Source organism: Actinomycetospora sp. C-140 (genome assembly GCF_054796175.1).
Window position 1 is genome coordinate 27799 of the sequence record NZ_JBTWNF010000026.1, and the last position, 16014, is coordinate 43812.

The 16014-nt window shown below is 74.8% G+C and carries 17 protein-coding genes and 1 tRNA gene; 8 read left to right on the forward strand and 10 right to left on the reverse strand.

Going from position 1 to position 16014, the window contains the following annotated elements; translation table 11 throughout:
• Positions 1-36: 36 nt before the first annotated feature.
• Both ACR9E3_RS30245 and ACR9E3_RS30250 read right to left on the reverse strand, forming a co-directional pair.
• The gene (locus ACR9E3_RS30245; protein ID WP_460384650.1) at positions 37-1065 is read right to left on the reverse strand and encodes a prephenate dehydrogenase; all 1029 of its coding nucleotides are present in this window, start codon (positions 1063-1065) and stop codon (positions 37-39) included.
• Positions 1066-1132: 67 nt separating this feature from the next.
• Positions 1133-2386 carry a M20 metallopeptidase family protein gene (locus ACR9E3_RS30250; RefSeq protein WP_460384652.1) on the reverse strand — a complete coding sequence of 418 codons (1254 nt, stop codon included), beginning with the start codon at positions 2384-2386 and terminating at the stop codon, positions 1133-1135.
• 164 nt (positions 2387-2550) lie between these two features.
• Between ACR9E3_RS30250 and ACR9E3_RS30255 the strand changes: the two genes are divergently transcribed.
• The 3 genes from ACR9E3_RS30255 to ACR9E3_RS30265 all read left to right on the forward strand — a co-directional run bounded on the left by ACR9E3_RS30255 (position 2551) and on the right by ACR9E3_RS30265 (position 3679).
• Positions 2551-3090: a tRNA adenosine deaminase-associated protein gene (locus ACR9E3_RS30255; RefSeq protein WP_285653104.1), complete on the forward strand. Its 540-nt coding sequence runs from the start codon at positions 2551-2553 to the stop codon at positions 3088-3090.
• 46 nt (positions 3091-3136) lie between these two features.
• The gene (locus ACR9E3_RS30260; protein WP_460384654.1) at positions 3137-3583 is read left to right on the forward strand and encodes a nucleoside deaminase; all 447 of its coding nucleotides are present in this window, start codon (positions 3137-3139) and stop codon (positions 3581-3583) included.
• Between the two features lie 10 nt (positions 3584-3593).
• Positions 3594-3679 (forward strand) — tRNA-Ser (locus tag ACR9E3_RS30265).
• 144 nt (positions 3680-3823) lie between these two features.
• Here ACR9E3_RS30265 and mftD read toward each other — a convergent pair.
• Both mftD and ACR9E3_RS30275 read right to left on the reverse strand, forming a co-directional pair.
• Positions 3824-5002, reverse strand: coding sequence for a pre-mycofactocin synthase MftD (gene mftD, locus ACR9E3_RS30270; protein ID WP_460384656.1), 1179 nt, complete (start codon positions 5000-5002; stop codon positions 3824-3826).
• 102 nt (positions 5003-5104) lie between these two features.
• On the reverse strand, positions 5105-6181 hold the full coding sequence (locus ACR9E3_RS30275; RefSeq protein ID WP_460384658.1) for a LacI family DNA-binding transcriptional regulator: 1077 nt from the start codon (positions 6179-6181) through the stop codon (positions 5105-5107).
• 126 nt (positions 6182-6307) lie between these two features.
• On the opposite strand from ACR9E3_RS30275, the gene ACR9E3_RS30280 reads away from it, so the two are divergent.
• The 4 genes from ACR9E3_RS30280 (at position 6308) to ACR9E3_RS30295 (ending at position 10101) form a co-directional block, all read left to right on the forward strand.
• Positions 6308-6535, forward strand: a complete 228-nt coding sequence (locus ACR9E3_RS30280) for a hypothetical protein (RefSeq protein WP_460384660.1) — start codon at positions 6308-6310, stop codon at positions 6533-6535.
• Between the two features lie 97 nt (positions 6536-6632).
• Positions 6633-7295 (forward strand): RNA polymerase sigma factor, encoded by a 663-nt coding sequence (locus ACR9E3_RS30285; RefSeq protein WP_460384714.1) that lies wholly within the window; start codon positions 6633-6635, stop codon positions 7293-7295.
• Positions 7292-8134 carry a hypothetical protein gene (locus ACR9E3_RS30290; RefSeq protein ID WP_460384662.1) on the forward strand — a complete coding sequence of 281 codons (843 nt, stop codon included), beginning with the start codon at positions 7292-7294 and terminating at the stop codon, positions 8132-8134. The genes ACR9E3_RS30285 and ACR9E3_RS30290 overlap by 4 nt, the downstream gene beginning before the upstream one ends.
• Positions 8135-8325: 191 nt before the next feature.
• Complete coding sequence (locus tag ACR9E3_RS30295) at positions 8326-10101, forward strand: ATP-dependent DNA ligase (RefSeq protein WP_460384663.1); 1776 nt, start codon at positions 8326-8328, stop codon at positions 10099-10101.
• Between the two features lie 16 nt (positions 10102-10117).
• Here ACR9E3_RS30295 and ACR9E3_RS30300 read toward each other — a convergent pair whose 3' ends face one another.
• Positions 10118-10378: a hypothetical protein gene (locus ACR9E3_RS30300; RefSeq protein ID WP_285653123.1), complete on the reverse strand. Its 261-nt coding sequence runs from the start codon at positions 10376-10378 to the stop codon at positions 10118-10120.
• Positions 10379-10598: 220 nt separating this feature from the next.
• Between ACR9E3_RS30300 and ACR9E3_RS30305 the strand changes: the two genes are divergently transcribed.
• The gene (locus ACR9E3_RS30305) at positions 10599-11378 is read left to right on the forward strand and encodes a hypothetical protein (RefSeq protein ID WP_460384665.1); all 780 of its coding nucleotides are present in this window, start codon (positions 10599-10601) and stop codon (positions 11376-11378) included.
• A gap of 4 nt (positions 11379-11382) precedes the next feature.
• Here ACR9E3_RS30305 and ACR9E3_RS30310 read toward each other — a convergent pair whose 3' ends face one another.
• From ACR9E3_RS30310 to ACR9E3_RS30330, 5 genes are read right to left on the reverse strand one after another with little or no spacing between them, the layout of a single operon-like run.
• Entirely contained in the window at positions 11383-11664 is a 282-nt protein-coding gene (locus tag ACR9E3_RS30310) for a Sec-independent protein translocase family protein (protein ID WP_460384667.1), read from the reverse strand.
• Positions 11665-11666: 2 nt separating this feature from the next.
• A complete protein-coding gene (gene tatC, locus ACR9E3_RS30315) occupies positions 11667-12581 on the reverse strand; it encodes a twin-arginine translocase subunit TatC (RefSeq protein WP_460384668.1) in 915 nt (304 codons plus the stop codon).
• Positions 12582-12584: 3 nt separating this feature from the next.
• Positions 12585-12854: a Sec-independent protein translocase subunit TatA gene (gene tatA / locus ACR9E3_RS30320; RefSeq protein ID WP_460384669.1), complete on the reverse strand. Its 270-nt coding sequence runs from the start codon at positions 12852-12854 to the stop codon at positions 12585-12587.
• Positions 12855-12894: 40 nt separating this feature from the next.
• On the reverse strand, positions 12895-13371 hold the full coding sequence (locus ACR9E3_RS30325) for a (2Fe-2S)-binding protein (protein ID WP_460384670.1): 477 nt from the start codon (positions 13369-13371) through the stop codon (positions 12895-12897).
• Positions 13372-13379: 8 nt separating this feature from the next.
• Entirely contained in the window at positions 13380-15896 is a 2517-nt protein-coding gene (locus tag ACR9E3_RS30330; RefSeq protein WP_460384671.1) for a molybdopterin cofactor-binding domain-containing protein, read from the reverse strand.
• Positions 15897-16014 lie beyond the last annotated feature (118 nt).

The window sequence follows — 16014 nt, forward strand, 5'->3', positions numbered from 1 at the left end:
GAAAGCCGCATTGCTCGAACACCCGCCGGCGCCCGATCAGCCCTCGAGGACGCCCAGGGCCTCGTCGGCGGCGTCGAGGGCCTCCGAGGTCCAGCCGATGACGCGTCCGCCGGTGCGCCCCAGTTCGCGCATGGTCTCGAGGAACTCGCCGGGCGTGCCGTCGAGGTCGATCCGCACCTCGCGGCGGGCCCGGCGGGCCTCGTCGAGCGCCTCGCGGCCCTCGTGACCGGCGCGAAGCGTCGAGAGCAGCCCGCCCGTGGACGCCAGCGAGCCCCGGGCCGCGCCGAGGCGGCCGAGGGCGTCGTCGAGGGACGACAGCAGGGCCGAGCGGTTGCCCTCGCACATGGCGGCCGTGAGCTCGGGACGGGTCGCGGCCACGCGTGTGCCGTCGGTGAACGACCCGGCGGCCAGGGCGAGCGCGAGCTCCCCGCCGTCGGCGCCGACCGACGCGAGGACGGCGGCCAGCAGGTGGGGCAGGTGGGAGATCCGGGCGACGGCGAGATCGTGCTCGTCGCCGGCCGCGGGCACGACGACCGAGCCGCACGCCAGCGCGAGGGCGGCGACGTCGACCCAGACCTCGAGGTCGGCGTCGTCCTCGGTCGCGACCACCCAGACCTTCTCGTGGAAGAGCTGCAGCGAGCCGGCGTCCCAGCCGGAGAACTCGGTGCCGGTCATGGGGTGCCCGCCCACGAAGCGGGTGGCCGGCGCGCGGCGCAGCACGGCCTCGGCGACGGGCTGGTTGACGCTCGTGACGTCGGTGAGCCGGCAGTGCGGCGCCTCCCGGGCGACGATCGCCAGCACGTCCTCCAGCGCGGTCAGGGGCACGGCCAGCACGACGAGGGCGTCCGCGGCGGCGGCGCGGGCGAGCGCCTCGTCGACCGAGGCGGCGACGTCGTAGCCGTCGGCGGCGGCCTTCTCGGCCGTGGTCGTCGACGCCGACGCGCCCCAGGCCTGTCGGCCGGCGTCGGTGGCCGCGCGCAGCAGCGAGCCGCCGATGAGGCCGAGCCCGACGACGCAGACGGGCCGGCTCTGCGCGGCGGCGAGGATGGCACCTGCGGATTCCACGGCGCCGACGATAGGGCGACCCGCGAGAGTGAGGGGGATACGCCCGAACGGGCCCGTCGGTCGGCCGTCAGCTGGGTCGCAGGGCGTCCATGACGTACCCCGAGTACAGGGCGACCCCCGCGACCATCGCGTCCTCGTCGAAGACGACGCGGTTGGAGTGGTTGGGCGGCGCCGCGGTCGGGTCGACGTCGGTCGGGCAGGCGCCGAGGAACGCGAGCGCCCCGGGCACGCGGCCGAGGACGTAGGAGAAGTCCTCCGAGCCCATGATCGGGTCGGGCATGGGCTCGACGAAGCGCGACCCGAGCACCGAGCGGCCCACGTCGGCGACGCGGTCCGCGACGTCCGGGTCGTTGATCGTCACGGGGTAGCCGGCCTCGATCTCGACCTCGCACGTGCACCCGTAGGCGCTCGCGACCCCGGTGCAGACCTGGCCGATCTCGTCCAGCAGCCGGGAGCGGGTTTCCTCCGAGAGCGTGCGCACGGTGCCCTCGAGCAGGGCGGTCTCCGGGATGACGTTCGTCGTCGTGCCGGCGCTGATGTGCGCCACGGTGAGCACCGCGGGGTCGAACGCGCTGACCCGCCGGGTGATCATCGTGTGCAGCGCCCCGACCATCGCCGCGGCCGCCGGCACCGGGTCGAGCGCGTCGTGCGGCGCCGACGCGTGGCCGCCGCGGCCGGTGACGCGCACGCGCAGGTCGTCGGACGACGCCATGATCGAGTCGGGTCGCGTCTGGAGCGTGCCGGCCGCGAGGCGCGACGTGACGTGCAGGGCCATCGCCGACTCGGGCGTTCCGCCGGGGCCGTCGGCGTCGACGAGCCCCTCGTCGAGCATCGTCCGCGCCCCGTGGGCGCTCTCCTCGCCGGGCTGGAACATGAACACCGCCGTGCCGGCGAGACGGTCGCGACGCTCCGCGAGCAGGCGGGCGGACGACGCGAGCATCGCGGTGTGCAGGTCGTGGCCGCAGGAGTGCATGGCGCCGTCGACCTCGGACGCGAACGGCACCCCGCTGTCCTCGTCCATCGGCAGCGCGTCCATGTCGGCGCGGACGAGCACCGTCGGGCCCGTCCGCGCCCCGCGCAGGACGGCGACGACGGAGCTGCAGCCCTGCCCCGTGGTGACCTGGAGGGGCAGCTCGTGCAGCGCCGAGATCACCGCCGCCTGGGTGACGGGCAGGTCGAGCCCGATCTCCGGGTGCCGGTGCAGGACGCGGCGCAGCGCGAGGGTGCGCGGCTGCAGGGCCCGGGCCTCGGCCAGCAGGGCCCGCTCGGGGGCGCGATGCGCCGCGCGTCGCCCGCCCGCTCGCCGCTCCGGAGCGCTCACCCGTCCGATCCTGGCACTCCGTTCGTGAGGTCGTTGCGTATGCGAAGGCGATCGTTCACCCGTGAGCGGCCCGAGACGCCCGGCAGGAGTGCGCCGTCGACCGTCCGGCGCCCGTGACCTCGCCGGACTTCCACTTGAGACACGTCCCGACCTACCGTAGTGGCATGGCAGGCCAGGGCCCCGGAGGCTCCACCGCGACACGCGGCGGCGCGGGCACCGTCGCGCCCCTCGACGGGTGGGCGGTGGCGGTCACGCGGGAGGAGGGACGCTGGCGCGCCGTCGCGATGGACCGCGACAGCCTGGCCGACCTCGACGCCGCCATCAGCGCCCTGCGTGCCCTGCGCTCCACCGGCGCGGTGCTGGGCCTGCTCGACGTCGACGACGAGTTCTTCGTCCTCGTGCGCCCGACCCCCGGCGGGGTGGCGCTGCTGCTGTCCGACGCGGTCGCGGCGCTCGACTACGACGTCGCCGCCGACGTGCTCGACCTCCTGCGCCTCGAGGTCCCCGACGAGGACGAGGCCGACGACGACCCGTGGCCCGAGGGTGATCTCGGCATGCTCGCCGACCTCGGCGTGCCCTCCGACGAGCTCGCCGTGCTCGTCGAGGAGATCGACCTCTATCCCGACGAGCAGCTCACCGCGATCGCCCGCCGCTGCGGGTTCGCCGACGAGCTGGCCAAGGTCGTGGAGACCGCTGCTCCCTGACCGGGAGACGCAGCGGAGCGGAGCTCGACCCATCGATGCCGTCTGGATGTCCCGGGCCCTCGAGATCGCCCGGACGTCGGGTGACGACGTGCCGGTCGGCGCGGTGGTGCTCGACGCCGACGGACGCGAGCTCGCGGCGGCCGCCAACGCGCGCGAGGCCACCGGCGACCCCACGGCACACGCCGAGATCCTCGCCCTGCGCGCGGCGGCACCTGCCCACGGCGACGGCTGGCGGCTGGGCGGCTGCACCCTCGTCGTCACCCTCGAGCCCTGCACGATGTGCGCCGGCGCGGCGGTGCTCGCCCGCGTCGACCGGATCGTCTTCGGGGCCTGGGAACCGCGCACCGGCGCCGTGGGCTCGCTCTGGGACGTCGTGCGCGACCGCAGGCTCAACCACCGCCCCGAGGTCGTCGGTGGCGTGCGGGAGGCCGAGTGCGCTGCGCTGATGGTCGACTTCTGGCCCGGTCGTGATCGTCACCGGAGCGTCCCGTAGCCTTGTCGGCGGTAGCGTGTCCGAGCGGCCAAAGGAGCGCGCCTCGAAAGCGCGTGTGGGTTCTGCCCACCGTGGGTTCGAATCCCACCGCTACCGCACAGTGGGGGCCTTCGGCCCCCACACCCCCGGAAGACGCGGGGGTCGGCTCGAGCAGCCCTGGGGGGCTCCGCCCCCCAGACCCCCGGAAGACGAACGACGGCCCCCTCCCGAGCATCGGGAGGGGGCCGTCGTCGTCTGTGGCTAGTGCACGGCCTGGCGCGTGAAGTTCGGCGGGATGATGAGGTCCTCGGGCACGAGGTCGTGCACCGACGACTTGCCCAGCCCCATGAGCCCCGAGCCGATGCCCCCGCGCAGGATCTCGAAGACGTTCTCGACGCCCGGCTGCCCCGCGGCGGCGAGGCCCCACAGGTAGGCGCGGCCGATGGCCACGGCCTTGGCGCCCAGCGCCAGGGCCTTGACCACGTCGCTGCCGCGCCGGATGCCGCCGTCGAGGATCACCTCGACGTCGCGGCCGACCGCCTCGACGATCCCGGGCAGCACGCGGATCGGCGCCGGGGTCGAGTCGAGGTTGTTGCCGCCGTGGTTGGAGACCTGGATCGCCGTGGCCCCGGCGTCGACGGCGCGCTTGGCGTCGTCGACGCGGGTGATGCCCTTGACCGAGAACGGCAGGTCCGAGCCCCACTGCTCCCGCAACCAGGCGACGTCGGCCCAGGTGGGCGGCGGGGTGAACATCCACTGGCCGTAGGCGCCGAAGAACGTCGGCGGCTGCTCGCCCTGGGTGGGGATGTTCGGGACGGTCAGGTCGGGGATCTTGCCGGACCGCAGGAACGCGAGGCCCCACTTCGGCCGCGTCGCGCCCTCGGGGATGTACTTGAGGATCGTCTTCCAGTCCATCTTCTCCGGGATGGACGGGCTGCCCCAGTCGCGGCCGTGGGAGAACGACCAGTCGAGGGTGACGATGAGGCCCTTCGCGCCGGCCTTCTTCGCGCGCTCGGCCCGCGCCGCGAGGGTCTCGCGGTCGCCGACCCAGTACATCTGGAAGAACGTCTTGTCGTTCGCCTCGACGACGTCCTCGATCGAGCGGCTGGCGAACGACGACAGGCCCATGGCCGTGCCCGCGTTCTTCGCCGCGCGGGCGACCGCGACCTCGCCCTCCGGGTTGACCGCCTGCACCCCGGTGGGGGAGACGATCACCGGCATCGAGACGTCCTGGCCCATCACCGTGGTGGACAGGTCCTTCTCGTAGGGCAGGTCGCACACGTGCGGCAGGAACTGCAGCTCGCGGAAGGCGTTGATGTTGTCCTCGAGCGTCGCGCCGGCCTCGCTACCGGCCACCAAGGCGCCGTACACCGACTTCGGCAGGCTCTTCCTGGCGCGCCGCTGCGCCTCTGCGACCGACTCGAACCACTGACCAGCCATGGGCACCCTTCCGCGCGTGTCTCGCTCCACAGCACCGTACCGGCGTGTGCGCTGCCGCACGGTGTCTGCGCGGACGGTCCGGTCACCCTCCGTTCGGACAGGTCACGGGCCCTCTGACCGCTTCGGCGGTGGACCCGTCGAGGCACGGACGACCAGCTCGACGGGCAGCGTGTGCTCGTCCCGGGCGGGGTCCGGGCGCAGCAGCAGGGCCGCGGCCCGGCGGCCCTTCTCCTGGTGGGGCTGACGGACGGTGGTCAGCGCCGGGTGCGCGTCGGCGGCGGCCGGGACGTCGTCGAACCCGACGATCGAGACGTCGCCGGGCACCGCGAGCCCCGCGTCCGCGGCGGCGGCCATCGCGCCGAGGGCGAGCTCGTCGCTCATCGCGAGCAGCGCGGTCGGCCGCGGGCGGCGGGCGAGCAGCGCGGCGGCCGCCCGCCGCCCGGCGTCGCGCCCGTACGGCGAGCGCTCCTCGACCGGCACGGCCGACCAGCGGTGCCCCGCGGCCTCCAGCGCCTCGCGATAACCCAGGAGCCGCTCGCGGGACGCGCGGTAGCGGGCGCGGTCCTGGCGGTCCGGGTCCGCGGTGCCCTCCCACCCGTCGTCCACCAGCGGCATCGCGAGCACCCCGAGCCGGGTGTGCCCGAGGTCGAGCAGGTGGCGGGCGGCCCCGGCGGCCCCGCGCCGGTCGTCGATGCCGACGTGGCCGGCGCCCGGGAGCCGCGGCCCGTCGACGACGACGAAGGGCAGGCCGCGGTCCACGATCGCCGCGAGCTTGCCCTCGATCGGCACGTCGCAGTAGCAGATGACCGCGTCGACGAGGGCCACGCGGGCGACCGCGCTGTTCGGCCCGCCGCTGATGAGGACCAGCGCCAGGTCCTCGCGCTCGCAGACCTCGCTGACGCCCTGCAGGAACAGGACCGCCGCGGGGTCCGAGATCGCGAACGACATCGGGTCCTCGTAGACGAGCCCGAGGGCGTTGACCCGGCCGCGCGAGAGCGTCGCCGCGAGCGGGTGCGGACCGGCGTAGCCCAGCTCGCGCGCGGTCGCGAGCACCTGGTCGCGCAGCGGCGGGCTGAGCCGTTCGGGGTGGTTGTAGGCGTTGGACACCGTCGCCCGCGAGACACCCAGCGCGCCCGCCACCGTCGCGAGCGTGACCCGCGCGCGTCCCTCGGTCTCCACCCCCCGATCTTCTCGCGCCCGCCCGGCCGTCGGGACCGGGCAGAGCGGTGAACCGGTTCAAGCGCACGTCGATCGACTTCCCCGAGCCCCTTGCACGTTCCGACTTTGAACCGGTTTAGTAGCACCATGCGACGCCTCACGGACTGGCGGGACCGCTGGCGCGGCGAGCAGGCGCGCGAGGTGGCGCGGGAGGCGGAGCGCGTCGTCGCCAGGGCGGCGGCCCGCGACCGCCTGCGCGCGGTCGAGGCCGAGATCGCCCGGCTGCTCGCCGACGACCGGGTGCCGGCCCGTGGTCGGCGGCTCCGCGCGCTCGAGCAGGCGCGCGACGACCTCGAGGCCGACCTCGCGTCCTGAGCAGGCGTCAGCGTGATCGTTCGCCCCATCGGCCGAACCGTCAGCGACCCCTGGGCGAACGATGCCCAGAACCTGACGAGGAGGTGGCCGCGTGGCCATGCCGCTGACGCCGCCCCGCGCGGACGGTCCCGACGGGGACGCCCCCACGCCGGTCGCGGGTGAGGCATCGGCCGACGCCGCCCTGCTCGAGCACCTGGCGCGGGCGGACGCCACGGCGCTCGACGCGCTCTACGCCCGCTACGGGCGCCCGGCCTACTCGCTCGCCCGCCGCATCTGCGCCGACGACGGGATGGCCGAGGACGTGGTGCAGGAGGTCTTCCTCGCCCTCTGGCGCGACCCGCAGCGGTTCGACGCCGGACGGGGCACGGTCGCGAGCTGGCTGATGACGCTCGTGCACCACAAGGCCGTCGACGCCGTGCGCCGCGAGGCGACCCGGCGCCGTCACCACCCGACCACGGCCGAGCCCGACGAGGGCCTGGCCGGGCGGACCGCCGCCGACCCGTCCGCGGCTCGTCAGGCGCTCGGTGCGGTGCTGGGGGAGCAGGTCCGGTCCGCGCTGCGCCGTCTCCCGACCGAGCAGCGCACCGCGCTCGGACTCGCCTACTACGGCGGGTACTCCCAGCGTGAGGTCGCGAGCCTGACCGGCGTCCCGATCGGCACCGTCAAGTCCCGGATGTTCGCCGGTGTCGCCCGCCTGCGCGTCCTGCTGGGGCCCGTGCTCGGCGCGTCGGCCGCGGACGTGCTCGGGGATCTCGCGTGAGCGCCTGCGACCACCGGGACGACGCGGTCGGCCACGCGTTCTCCGCCCTCGAGCCCGACGAGGACCGCGCGCTGCAGGCCCACCTGCCGCACTGCGCGGTGTGCCGGCGCGCCCTCGCCGAGGCGCGGGAGGTGGTGGCCGCGCTCGGCGCCGCGGTGCCCGCGGTCGATCCGCCGCCCGACCTCGGCCGCCGGGTCCTCGCGGCCGCGCGCGCCGAGCCCGGCCCGCCCGCGCGTCCCGTCCCGCGCCGGACGGTGGGCCGCCCGGCGCCCGCCCCGTCGACAGCCGACGCCGGCGGGACGCCGGCCCCAGCGGTCCGCCGCCGGCGCGTCCTGACCGTCGTCGGGGGCCTGGTCGCTGCGGTCGTGCTGGGGGTCGGTCTCGTGGTCGCCGGCGCCGTCCTCCCCACCCAGGAGGGCCGGTCGGACGACCCCACCGCCGTGCTCGGTCAGCAGGCCGACCAGATCGTGGCCGACGCGCGGTCCCGGGACCCGGGCCTGCGCTCCGCGGTGCTGCGGACGCAGACCGGGGAGCCGGCGGCGGTGGTGCTCGACCCGGGCGACGCCGCGGCCCCGATCCGCATGGTGCCGCTGGCCCTGCCGGGCGCCGGAGCGTCGGGCGACTACGTCCTCTGGGCCACCGGGCTGCCGGGCAACGTCCCCGTGGCGGTGGCGGTGCTGGATCCGGACGACGGGCTGACGCGCCCGGTCGACGCGACCCCGGGACCGGCGGGGCCGCCCGCGCCGGTGCCCCGCGGGTGGGCCGTGTCGGTCGAGCCCGGCGGGTCCGTGCCGGCCCGCCCGTCGACGGTCGTCGCGGTGGGTCTGGCGGCGACCTGACCCGAGGGGCCCGGCGTCGGCCGGCCGCCACCGGGTCTTCCACCGTTCGTCGCTGCTCACTGGTCCCCGGTCGCAGTCCGCGCGCGTCGCGTCCGCGAGGACGGTGCCGCCGTCGGGGCGCGCGGATACCGTGGGACGTGCCGGCGATCACCTCGTCGGCCGCGGCGCGAACGGGTCGGGAGGTGGCGCCGATGACGCGGGTGGCGTCCTTCTCCGGCGCGACCGGGTTCGCGCACGCGACGGCCTCCGCGCCGACGGCCGCACCTGGGCGCCCGATGCTCGCGAGCGCCGGCGACGTCCCGCGCGGCGCGGGCTGGGCCTTCGAGTTCCTCTGGGACGGGCTGCGCTGCCTCGCGCACACCGACGACGACGGCCTGAGGCTGGTCACCGAGGCGGGCCGCGACGTCACCTCCCACTTCCCGGAGCTCGGGGTGGCGGCGCCGTGGACCGGCACGAGCGGGCTCGTGCTCGACGGCGTGGTCGTGGCCCTCGACGGCGTCGGCCGGCCCAGCGCGGGCAAGCTGCGCCGTCGCCACCGCGTGGCCCACCCCTCGGAGGTCCTGCAGGCCCAGGTCCCCGTGTCGTTCTACGTCTTCGACGTGCTCGAGGTCGCCGGCTCCTCGACGCGCCGGCTGCCCTACCGCCAGCGGCGCGAGCTGCTCGCCGAGCTCGACCTCTCCGGCAGCAAGGTGGTCATCCCGCCCTTCTTCATGGGCGTCGACGCCGACGCCGTGGTCGGCACCGCCCGGCGCTACGGACTCGACGGCGTCGTCGCGAAGCGCCTCGAGTCGACCTACCAGGTCGGACGGCGCTCGCGGAGCTGGATCGAGACGCCCGTCCGGCGCACCCAGGAGGTGGTCGTCGGCGGCTGGGTCCCGGCCCGCGGGCGCCCGGACACCGTCGGCGCGCTCCTCGTCGGCTTCCCCGGCGAGTCCGGGCTGCGCTACACCGGCCGCGTCGTCACCGGGGTGACGGCCGCGGCGCGCCGCGAGCTCGAGGACGTCCTCGCGTCGCTGGAGCGCCCGGGGAGCCCGTTCGCCTCGGCGCTGCCCGAGGACGCGGGTGGGGCGCACTGGCTGACCCCGCGCCTCGTCGGCCAGGTGGAGCACCGCCGCTGGACGGCCACCGGCCTGCTCGAGCGCCCGACCTGGCGGGGCCTGCGCGCCGCGCACCCCGCGACGGTCGCCGCGCCGATGCTCTCCGCGCCGGTGGTCGACACCGACATGGAGCTCGCGGACCTGGAGACCACGGAGGGCCCCGCGACGTCCACCGTCCGGCAGGCGCGTCCGGCGGTCGAGATCCCCGAGCCCGCCCCCGAGATCGTGGCCGCGCCGTCCCCCGAGGACGTCGAGGCGGCCCTGCGGTCGCGCTTCTCGGCCCACTTCGTGCACAACACGCTCACCGCGATCGCGTCGTACGTGCGCACCGACCCGGGGCGGGCCCGGGAGCTGCTCACCGAGTTCGCGGACTTCACCCGCTACTCGTTCCGCTCCGGGGGCGAGCTGACGACGGTCGGCGACGAGCTGCTCAACGCCGAGCGCTACCTGACCCTGGAGCAGGCCCGGTTCGGGCAGCGGCTGCGGGCCGAGGTCGCGGTGGCGCCCGAGGTGCGCGGGGTGGCGGTCCCGCCGTTCGTCGTGGCGCCGCTGGTCGAGAACGCCGTGCGCCACGGCATCGAGCCGGTCCCCGGCGGCGGGTCGGTGAGCGTCTTCGCGGCGGGCTCCGGGGCCGACTGCGTGATCACCGTGTCCGACGACGGCGCCGGGATGGGGCCGGAGGCGACCCGCACGGCCTCCCAGGTCGACCGGCGTCACGGCGGTATCGCCGAGGTCTCCCGCCGGCTGCAGGCCGCCTTCGGGTCGCAGTGCGACGTGCACGTCGACACCCGGCCCGGCGTCGGCACGGCGGTGCGGCTGCGCATCCCTGCGGTCGTCGCCGCACCGCCGAGCCGGGTGCTGGTCGGGTAGGCGCGCCCCGAGAAGCTCAGTCGTGCGTCACGGTGCAGCTCGCGTCCGGGGCCGCGTCGGTGGGGTCGAGGACGTCCGACAGGATCGGCACGCCCGCGTCCGTGCCGCACGCCTGGACCGGCAGCACGGTGAGGTCGTTGAGCAGGGAGACCCCGCCGTTGTTGTCGTTGTCGTCGGTGGGGGCCGGGTCGGCCTGGGCGAGCGGTGCCGCGGCGAGCAGGCCCGCGGCGGTCAGGGCGGCCGAGGCCGTGAGGGTGGCGGCGGCGCGTCGGAACATGCGGGTCTCCTCGTTCAAGGGTGAGTGGAATCGACCGTTCGGCGCATCGTTAGCTGCGACAAGCGGTCATCGGGGACTCAACCCGTCGGCCCCGTGTCCGGCAATCGGTGCGACGAAGGGCCACCGGAAAGCGTGGCGGTCGGTTCGACGGGATCAGCGGTGGGCAACGCGCGACGGACGGCGCGCGAGACACGACGAACGGTTCGGAAGGCGGCGACGCGTGCAGGTCCTCGCGGTGGACTGGTCGGGCGACGCGCGGGCGGCCCACCGGCGCATCCGTGTGGCGTCGGCGGCACCCGGGCGGCTGCTCGCGGTCCACGGCGGCCTCGACCGCGCCGGCGTCACCGACCTTCTCCTCGCGCGCGCCGCGGACGGGCCGCTGGTCGCGGGTCTCGACTTCTCGTTCGCCCTGCCGGCCTGGTTCGCCCGGGAGCACGGGTGTGCCGACGTCGACGCGCTCTGGGCGCTCGTCGAGCGCGACGGCGAGGCGTGGCTGCGCGCCTGCCGCCCGCCGTTCTGGGGCCGCGGCCCGACACCGCAGCCGCCCCTCGACCCGGCCCGTCCCCGCTACCGCGCCACCGAGGAGGCCGCCCGCGCCGACGGGTTCGACCCGCGCTCGACCTTCCAGATCGGCGGTGCGGGCGCGGTCGGGGCCGGCTCGCTGCGCGGCATGCCCCACCTCGCCCGTCTCCGGGCGTCCGGCGTCGCCGTGTGGCCGTTCGACGACGCCGGTCCGGCCACGGTCGTGGAGATCTACCCGCGCGTGCACACGGGGCCGGTGGTCAAGCGCTCCGCGCAGGCCCGGCGCGCGCTCGCCGCCGGCGACCCGCGCATCCCGGCGGCGCTCGTCGAGGACGTCGTCGCGACCGAGGACGCGTTCGACGCCGCCCTGTCCGCGCTGGACATGGCCGGGCACCTCGACGAGCTCGCCACGCTGCGGCGCGCCCCGGACGGCACCGACGAGGCGATCGAGGGCGCGCTGTGGCGTCCCGCGCGGTGACCCGTCAGGTCCGGGAGCGGGGCGCCGGCGCGTCCCGGAAGGCCTCCCGCACCGCCCGGCGCGGGTCGGCCGAGCGGATCTCGGCCAGCGGCTCGCGCAGCTCGTCGAGCTGACGGCGGACCTCGGCGAGATCGGCGGCGGAGTCCATCTGCTCCCGCGCCGTCGCCGCGTACTCCTTGACCCGCGTGGCCACACGGGCGAGCCCGCGGATCGCCGAGGGGAGGCGCTCCGGGCCGATCACGAAGAAGCCGACGAGGGCGAGCAGCATCAGCTCACCCATGCTCATGTTCAGCACGATGTCCCACCTTCCGTCGCGAGCGGCGACGCCGGATCGGTCAGGGGCGAGGGGGCGTCGTCGTCGAGGTCCTCCCAGCCCGGGTCCCGACGCGCCCGACGGCGGTCGTGCAGGCGGCAGACCTGCATGGCCGCCTCGAGCAGGACGGACAGCGCCGTGCCGAGCACGGCCATCGAGATCGGGTCACCGCCGGGCGTCGCCACCCCGGCGAACAGGAAGGCGCCGAAGATGATCCCCCGCCGCCAGCGTGCGAGCCGCCGGTACGAGACGGCCCCGACCCGGTTCAGCACGATCACCACGAGCGGGGTCAGGAAGGCCACGCCGAACACGACCATCAGCGAGAGCACCAGCGAGTAGTACTCCTCGCCCCGCAGGGCGGTGGCCTGGACGCTGTTGCCGATCGTCAGCAGGAAGCCCAGCGCCTGGGCGACCACCAGGAAGGCCAGGACGGCGCCGCCGGCGAACAGGACCGACGCCGCACCGACGAAGGCGGCGGCACCGCGGCGCTCCGGGCGCCGCAGCCCCGGGGTCACGAACATCCAGAGCTGCCCGAGCCACCCGGGCGCGGAGAGCACCACGCCGGCGGTCAGCGCGACCTTGACCCGGAGCAGGAACTGGTCGAACGGACCGGTCGCGAGGAGCCGGCAGTCCGTGCCGTTGAGCCCCGAGCGGGCGCTGGCGGGCAGCGAGCAGTAGGGCTCGATGAGCAGCGACCCGAGGCTGGGCACGCCCGCGATCCGGTTCTCGTACCAGACGAAGCCGGCGATCGTGCCCACGGCGACGGCGACGAGCGCCCAGGCCAGCCGGCGACGCAGCTCGAGCAGGTGGTCGAGGACCGACATCGTCGCCTCGGGGTCGCGACGCCGCCCGGGCCACCACCGGGGCCGCCGGCGCATCAGCGTCGGCACGTGTCAGACCCGGGAGCCGGGTGCGGCTCCGGGTGCCGCCTCGGCATCCACGGTGCGCGCGGCGGGTGCCGTGCCGACGGCGGGCGTCGCGGCGGGCGCGGGCTCCTTCGGGTCGTCCTTCCCGTCCTCGGACAGCGCCGCCGTCTCGGCCTTGAAGATGCGCAGCGAGCGGCCGATGCCGCGGGCGGCGTCGGGCATGCGCTTCGCGCCGAACAGCAGCAGGACGACCACGAGGATGATCACCCAGTGGGAGGGGCTCAGTGCTCCGGTCATGACGGTTCCCTTCGAGAGTGTGGTGGGGGCGACGGCGGGCTCACATGTTCGCGGCGCCCTGCTTGATGGCCTCGCGGATACGGGAGTAGGTGCCGCAGGCACACATGTTGCGGATCTCGTCGATGTCGTCGTCGGTGATCGACCCGCCGTCGGCCTTGACCTTCTTCACCAGGTCGACGGCGGCCATGATCTGGCCGGGCTGGCAGTAGCCGCACTGCGGCACGTCCCGGTCGATCCACGCCTCCTGCATCGGGTGCAGGTCGGCGCCGACGGTCTCGGGCAGCCCCTCGATTGTGGTGATCTCGTCGGTGGGCCGGATCTGCCCGACCGGCACGGAGCAGGGGTTGAACGCGCGGCCGTTGATGTGGCTGGTGCAGGCCTTGCAGACGTTGATGCCGCAGCCGTACTTGGGCCCGGTGATCTTGAGGATGTCGCGCAGGACCCAGAGCAGGCGCACGTCGTCCTCGACGTCGACCGTCACGGGACGGCCGTTGACCTTGAAGGTGTGGGGAGGCACGGGGGCTCCTAGCTCGCGGGGTTGAAGACCGGGCCGGCGGCGGACGGCGTCGGGTACGACGTCAGGCCGTCCTCGGGCGACGGGGGCAGCGGGGGCACGAACGGCTTGACCTTGAACGGCACGTCCTTGGTGTGGCCGATCGGGAAGCTCGTCGGCGTGGTGCCCGTGGCCCGGGCGTAGGCACAGGCGACGGCGGCCACGGAGACACCCACGCCGAGCTCGCCGGCGCCGCCCGGACGCTCACCGGTCGCCGGCATGACGTGGACGTCGAGCTCCGGCGGCGAGTTCCAGTGGCGGGTGTAGCGGTAGTCGTCCCAGCTGCCCTCGAGGAAGTTGCCGTCCCGCAGGTGCAGGCTGCCGGTGAAGACGTGGGCGATCCCGGTCATCACCCCGCCCTCCATCTGCGCCTTGAGGCCGAGCGGGTTGATCGGGAGACCGACGTCGACGGCGACGGTCACCTTCCGGACACGGGGTCCCGTGGTGGCGCCGCGGATGTCGCGGTTCGCCGTCGCCGGGCGCGTGTCGACCTCGGCGAGCACGGCGACCGTGCCCTTGTACTCGTTGTGCACGGCGACGCCCTGCGCGACGCCCTCGGGCAGGTCACGGCCCCAGTCGCCCTCGTCACGGACCTTCTCCAGCACCGCCTTCGCGCGGTCGCTCTCGAGGCGGTCCAGGCGGAACTCGAGCGGGTCCTCGCCCAGCTTCTGGGCCAGGAGGTCGACCATGAGCTCCTGCGCGGGCCGCACGTCCATGTTGTTGAGGTTCCGGGAGCTCCCGGTCGCGAACTTGTCGAAGTCGAAGATCTCGTTGTAGCCGAGCACGACCGCGCCGACGTCGTAGGGCACGCTCGCCGTGAGCAGGAAGACGGTCTGCGAGAGCGTCAGCTCGTTGGCGAACGGCAGCTGCGCGGCCTGCGAGGTGATCATGTCGCCGAAGGACTCGGTGTAGTCGGTCGCGACGCTCGTGTGGCGCTGCTCGAAGCTCACGACCTGGTTCGTGCCCGGACTGTAGGTGGCGCGCAGGCGCGAGATGCACATCGGGTGGACGCGGCCGACCCGGCACTCGTCCGCCCGGTGCCACATCAGCTTGACGGGCTTGCCGACCTCCTTGGACACCCGCGCCGCCTCCAGCGGTGCGTCGTTGAACAGGCGCCGGCCGAAGGCCCCACCGCCGCGGGTGACGTGCACCGTGACCTGGCCGGTGGTCAGGTCCAGCTCGCGGGCGAGCTGGTCCTGGGTGTTGATCGGGATCTGGCTGGGCGTCCAGACCTCCGCGCTGCCGGAGCGCACGTCGGCCACCGCGACGTTGGGCTCCATCGCGGAGTTGCTGCGCCAGTGGAAGACGAACTCCTGCTCGACGGCCTCGACAGGACCGACATCACCGACGGGGCCGGCGGCACCGGCGGGGCCGACGTCGCCGGCGGAGCCCAGGACACCGGTCGCGAGCGGGATCTGTCCCCCGGCCCGGTCCAGCGGCGTCGGCGAGGGGAGGTTCACCGGGGCCGGGGCCTCGCGCAGCTGCCGCAGGATCGACTCGTCCGACTCGCCGTCGGCGTTGCCCCCGCCCCAGGTGATGTCCAGGGCGTTGATCGCGTCGATGCACTGGCCGAAGGTCCGCGCGCACACCGCGACGCCCGAGGACGTGGTCCCGCGGCCGGGCGCGGCGTCGGTCGAGATCTCCACGACGTCGGTGACGCCCGGCATGGAGCGCACCTCGTCCTGGTTGTTGATCGACTCGACCGTGCCCTTGATCGTCGGCGGGCGCGCGATCATGGTCGGCACGGCGCCGGGGACGTCGATGTCCATCGTGTAGTTCTTCTTGCCGGTGACCGCCGCGCGGACGTCGTCGCGACGCTGCGGGGTGCCGATGACCGTGAAGTCGTCGGGGCCCTTCAGCTCGGTCAGCGCCTCCCGGGTCTCGGAGTTGGCCGCGGCGGTGGCGAGCTGCGCGAACGGGATGCTCGACCCGGCCTCGGAGACCACCTTGCCCCCGGTGGTCCGCAGGTTCGTGGCCTCGTCACCGAGGAGGGTGGACGCCGCCTCGAGCAGCCGGCCGCGGGCCAGGGCGGCCGCGACGCGGATCGGCGTGTAGATCGAGATGACGGTGGAGGAACCCTGGGTCTGCTGGTTGAACAGCAGCTCCGGGCGGGCGTCGGCCAGCGTCACGTTCACGTCGGAGACCGGGACGCCCATCTCCTCGGCGATGAGCATCGCGGCCATCGTCGTGATGCCCTGGCCGCTCTCGGCGCGCGGCATCGAGAACGAGACCGTCCCGTCCTCCTCGAGCACCACGGTGATGAGGTTCGCGGTCGGCCGTGTCGAGTCGGCGAGGAGATCGGACAGGTCGTAGACCTCGGAGACCTCCGGCGTGGCGGACGGCAGGGCCTCGGCCTCCAGCACCGAGTCGGCGGTGAGCTTCACCCCGACGGCCAGCGTCGGGGCGGCGAGCAGGTATCCGAGGAACTGCCGACGGCTGGTTCCGGGGAAGCGCGGCGGCCGGGGTGCGACGCGGTGCTGTGCCGGCATGACGTCCTTTCGGGCGCTCCGAAGAGGCCGAACGTTGTAGTAGCGAGAAGCTAGGACGTCCAACGACAAGGTCACGTATCGGTAACGGGTGCATGTCAAGATCATCAAACCGTGTCGT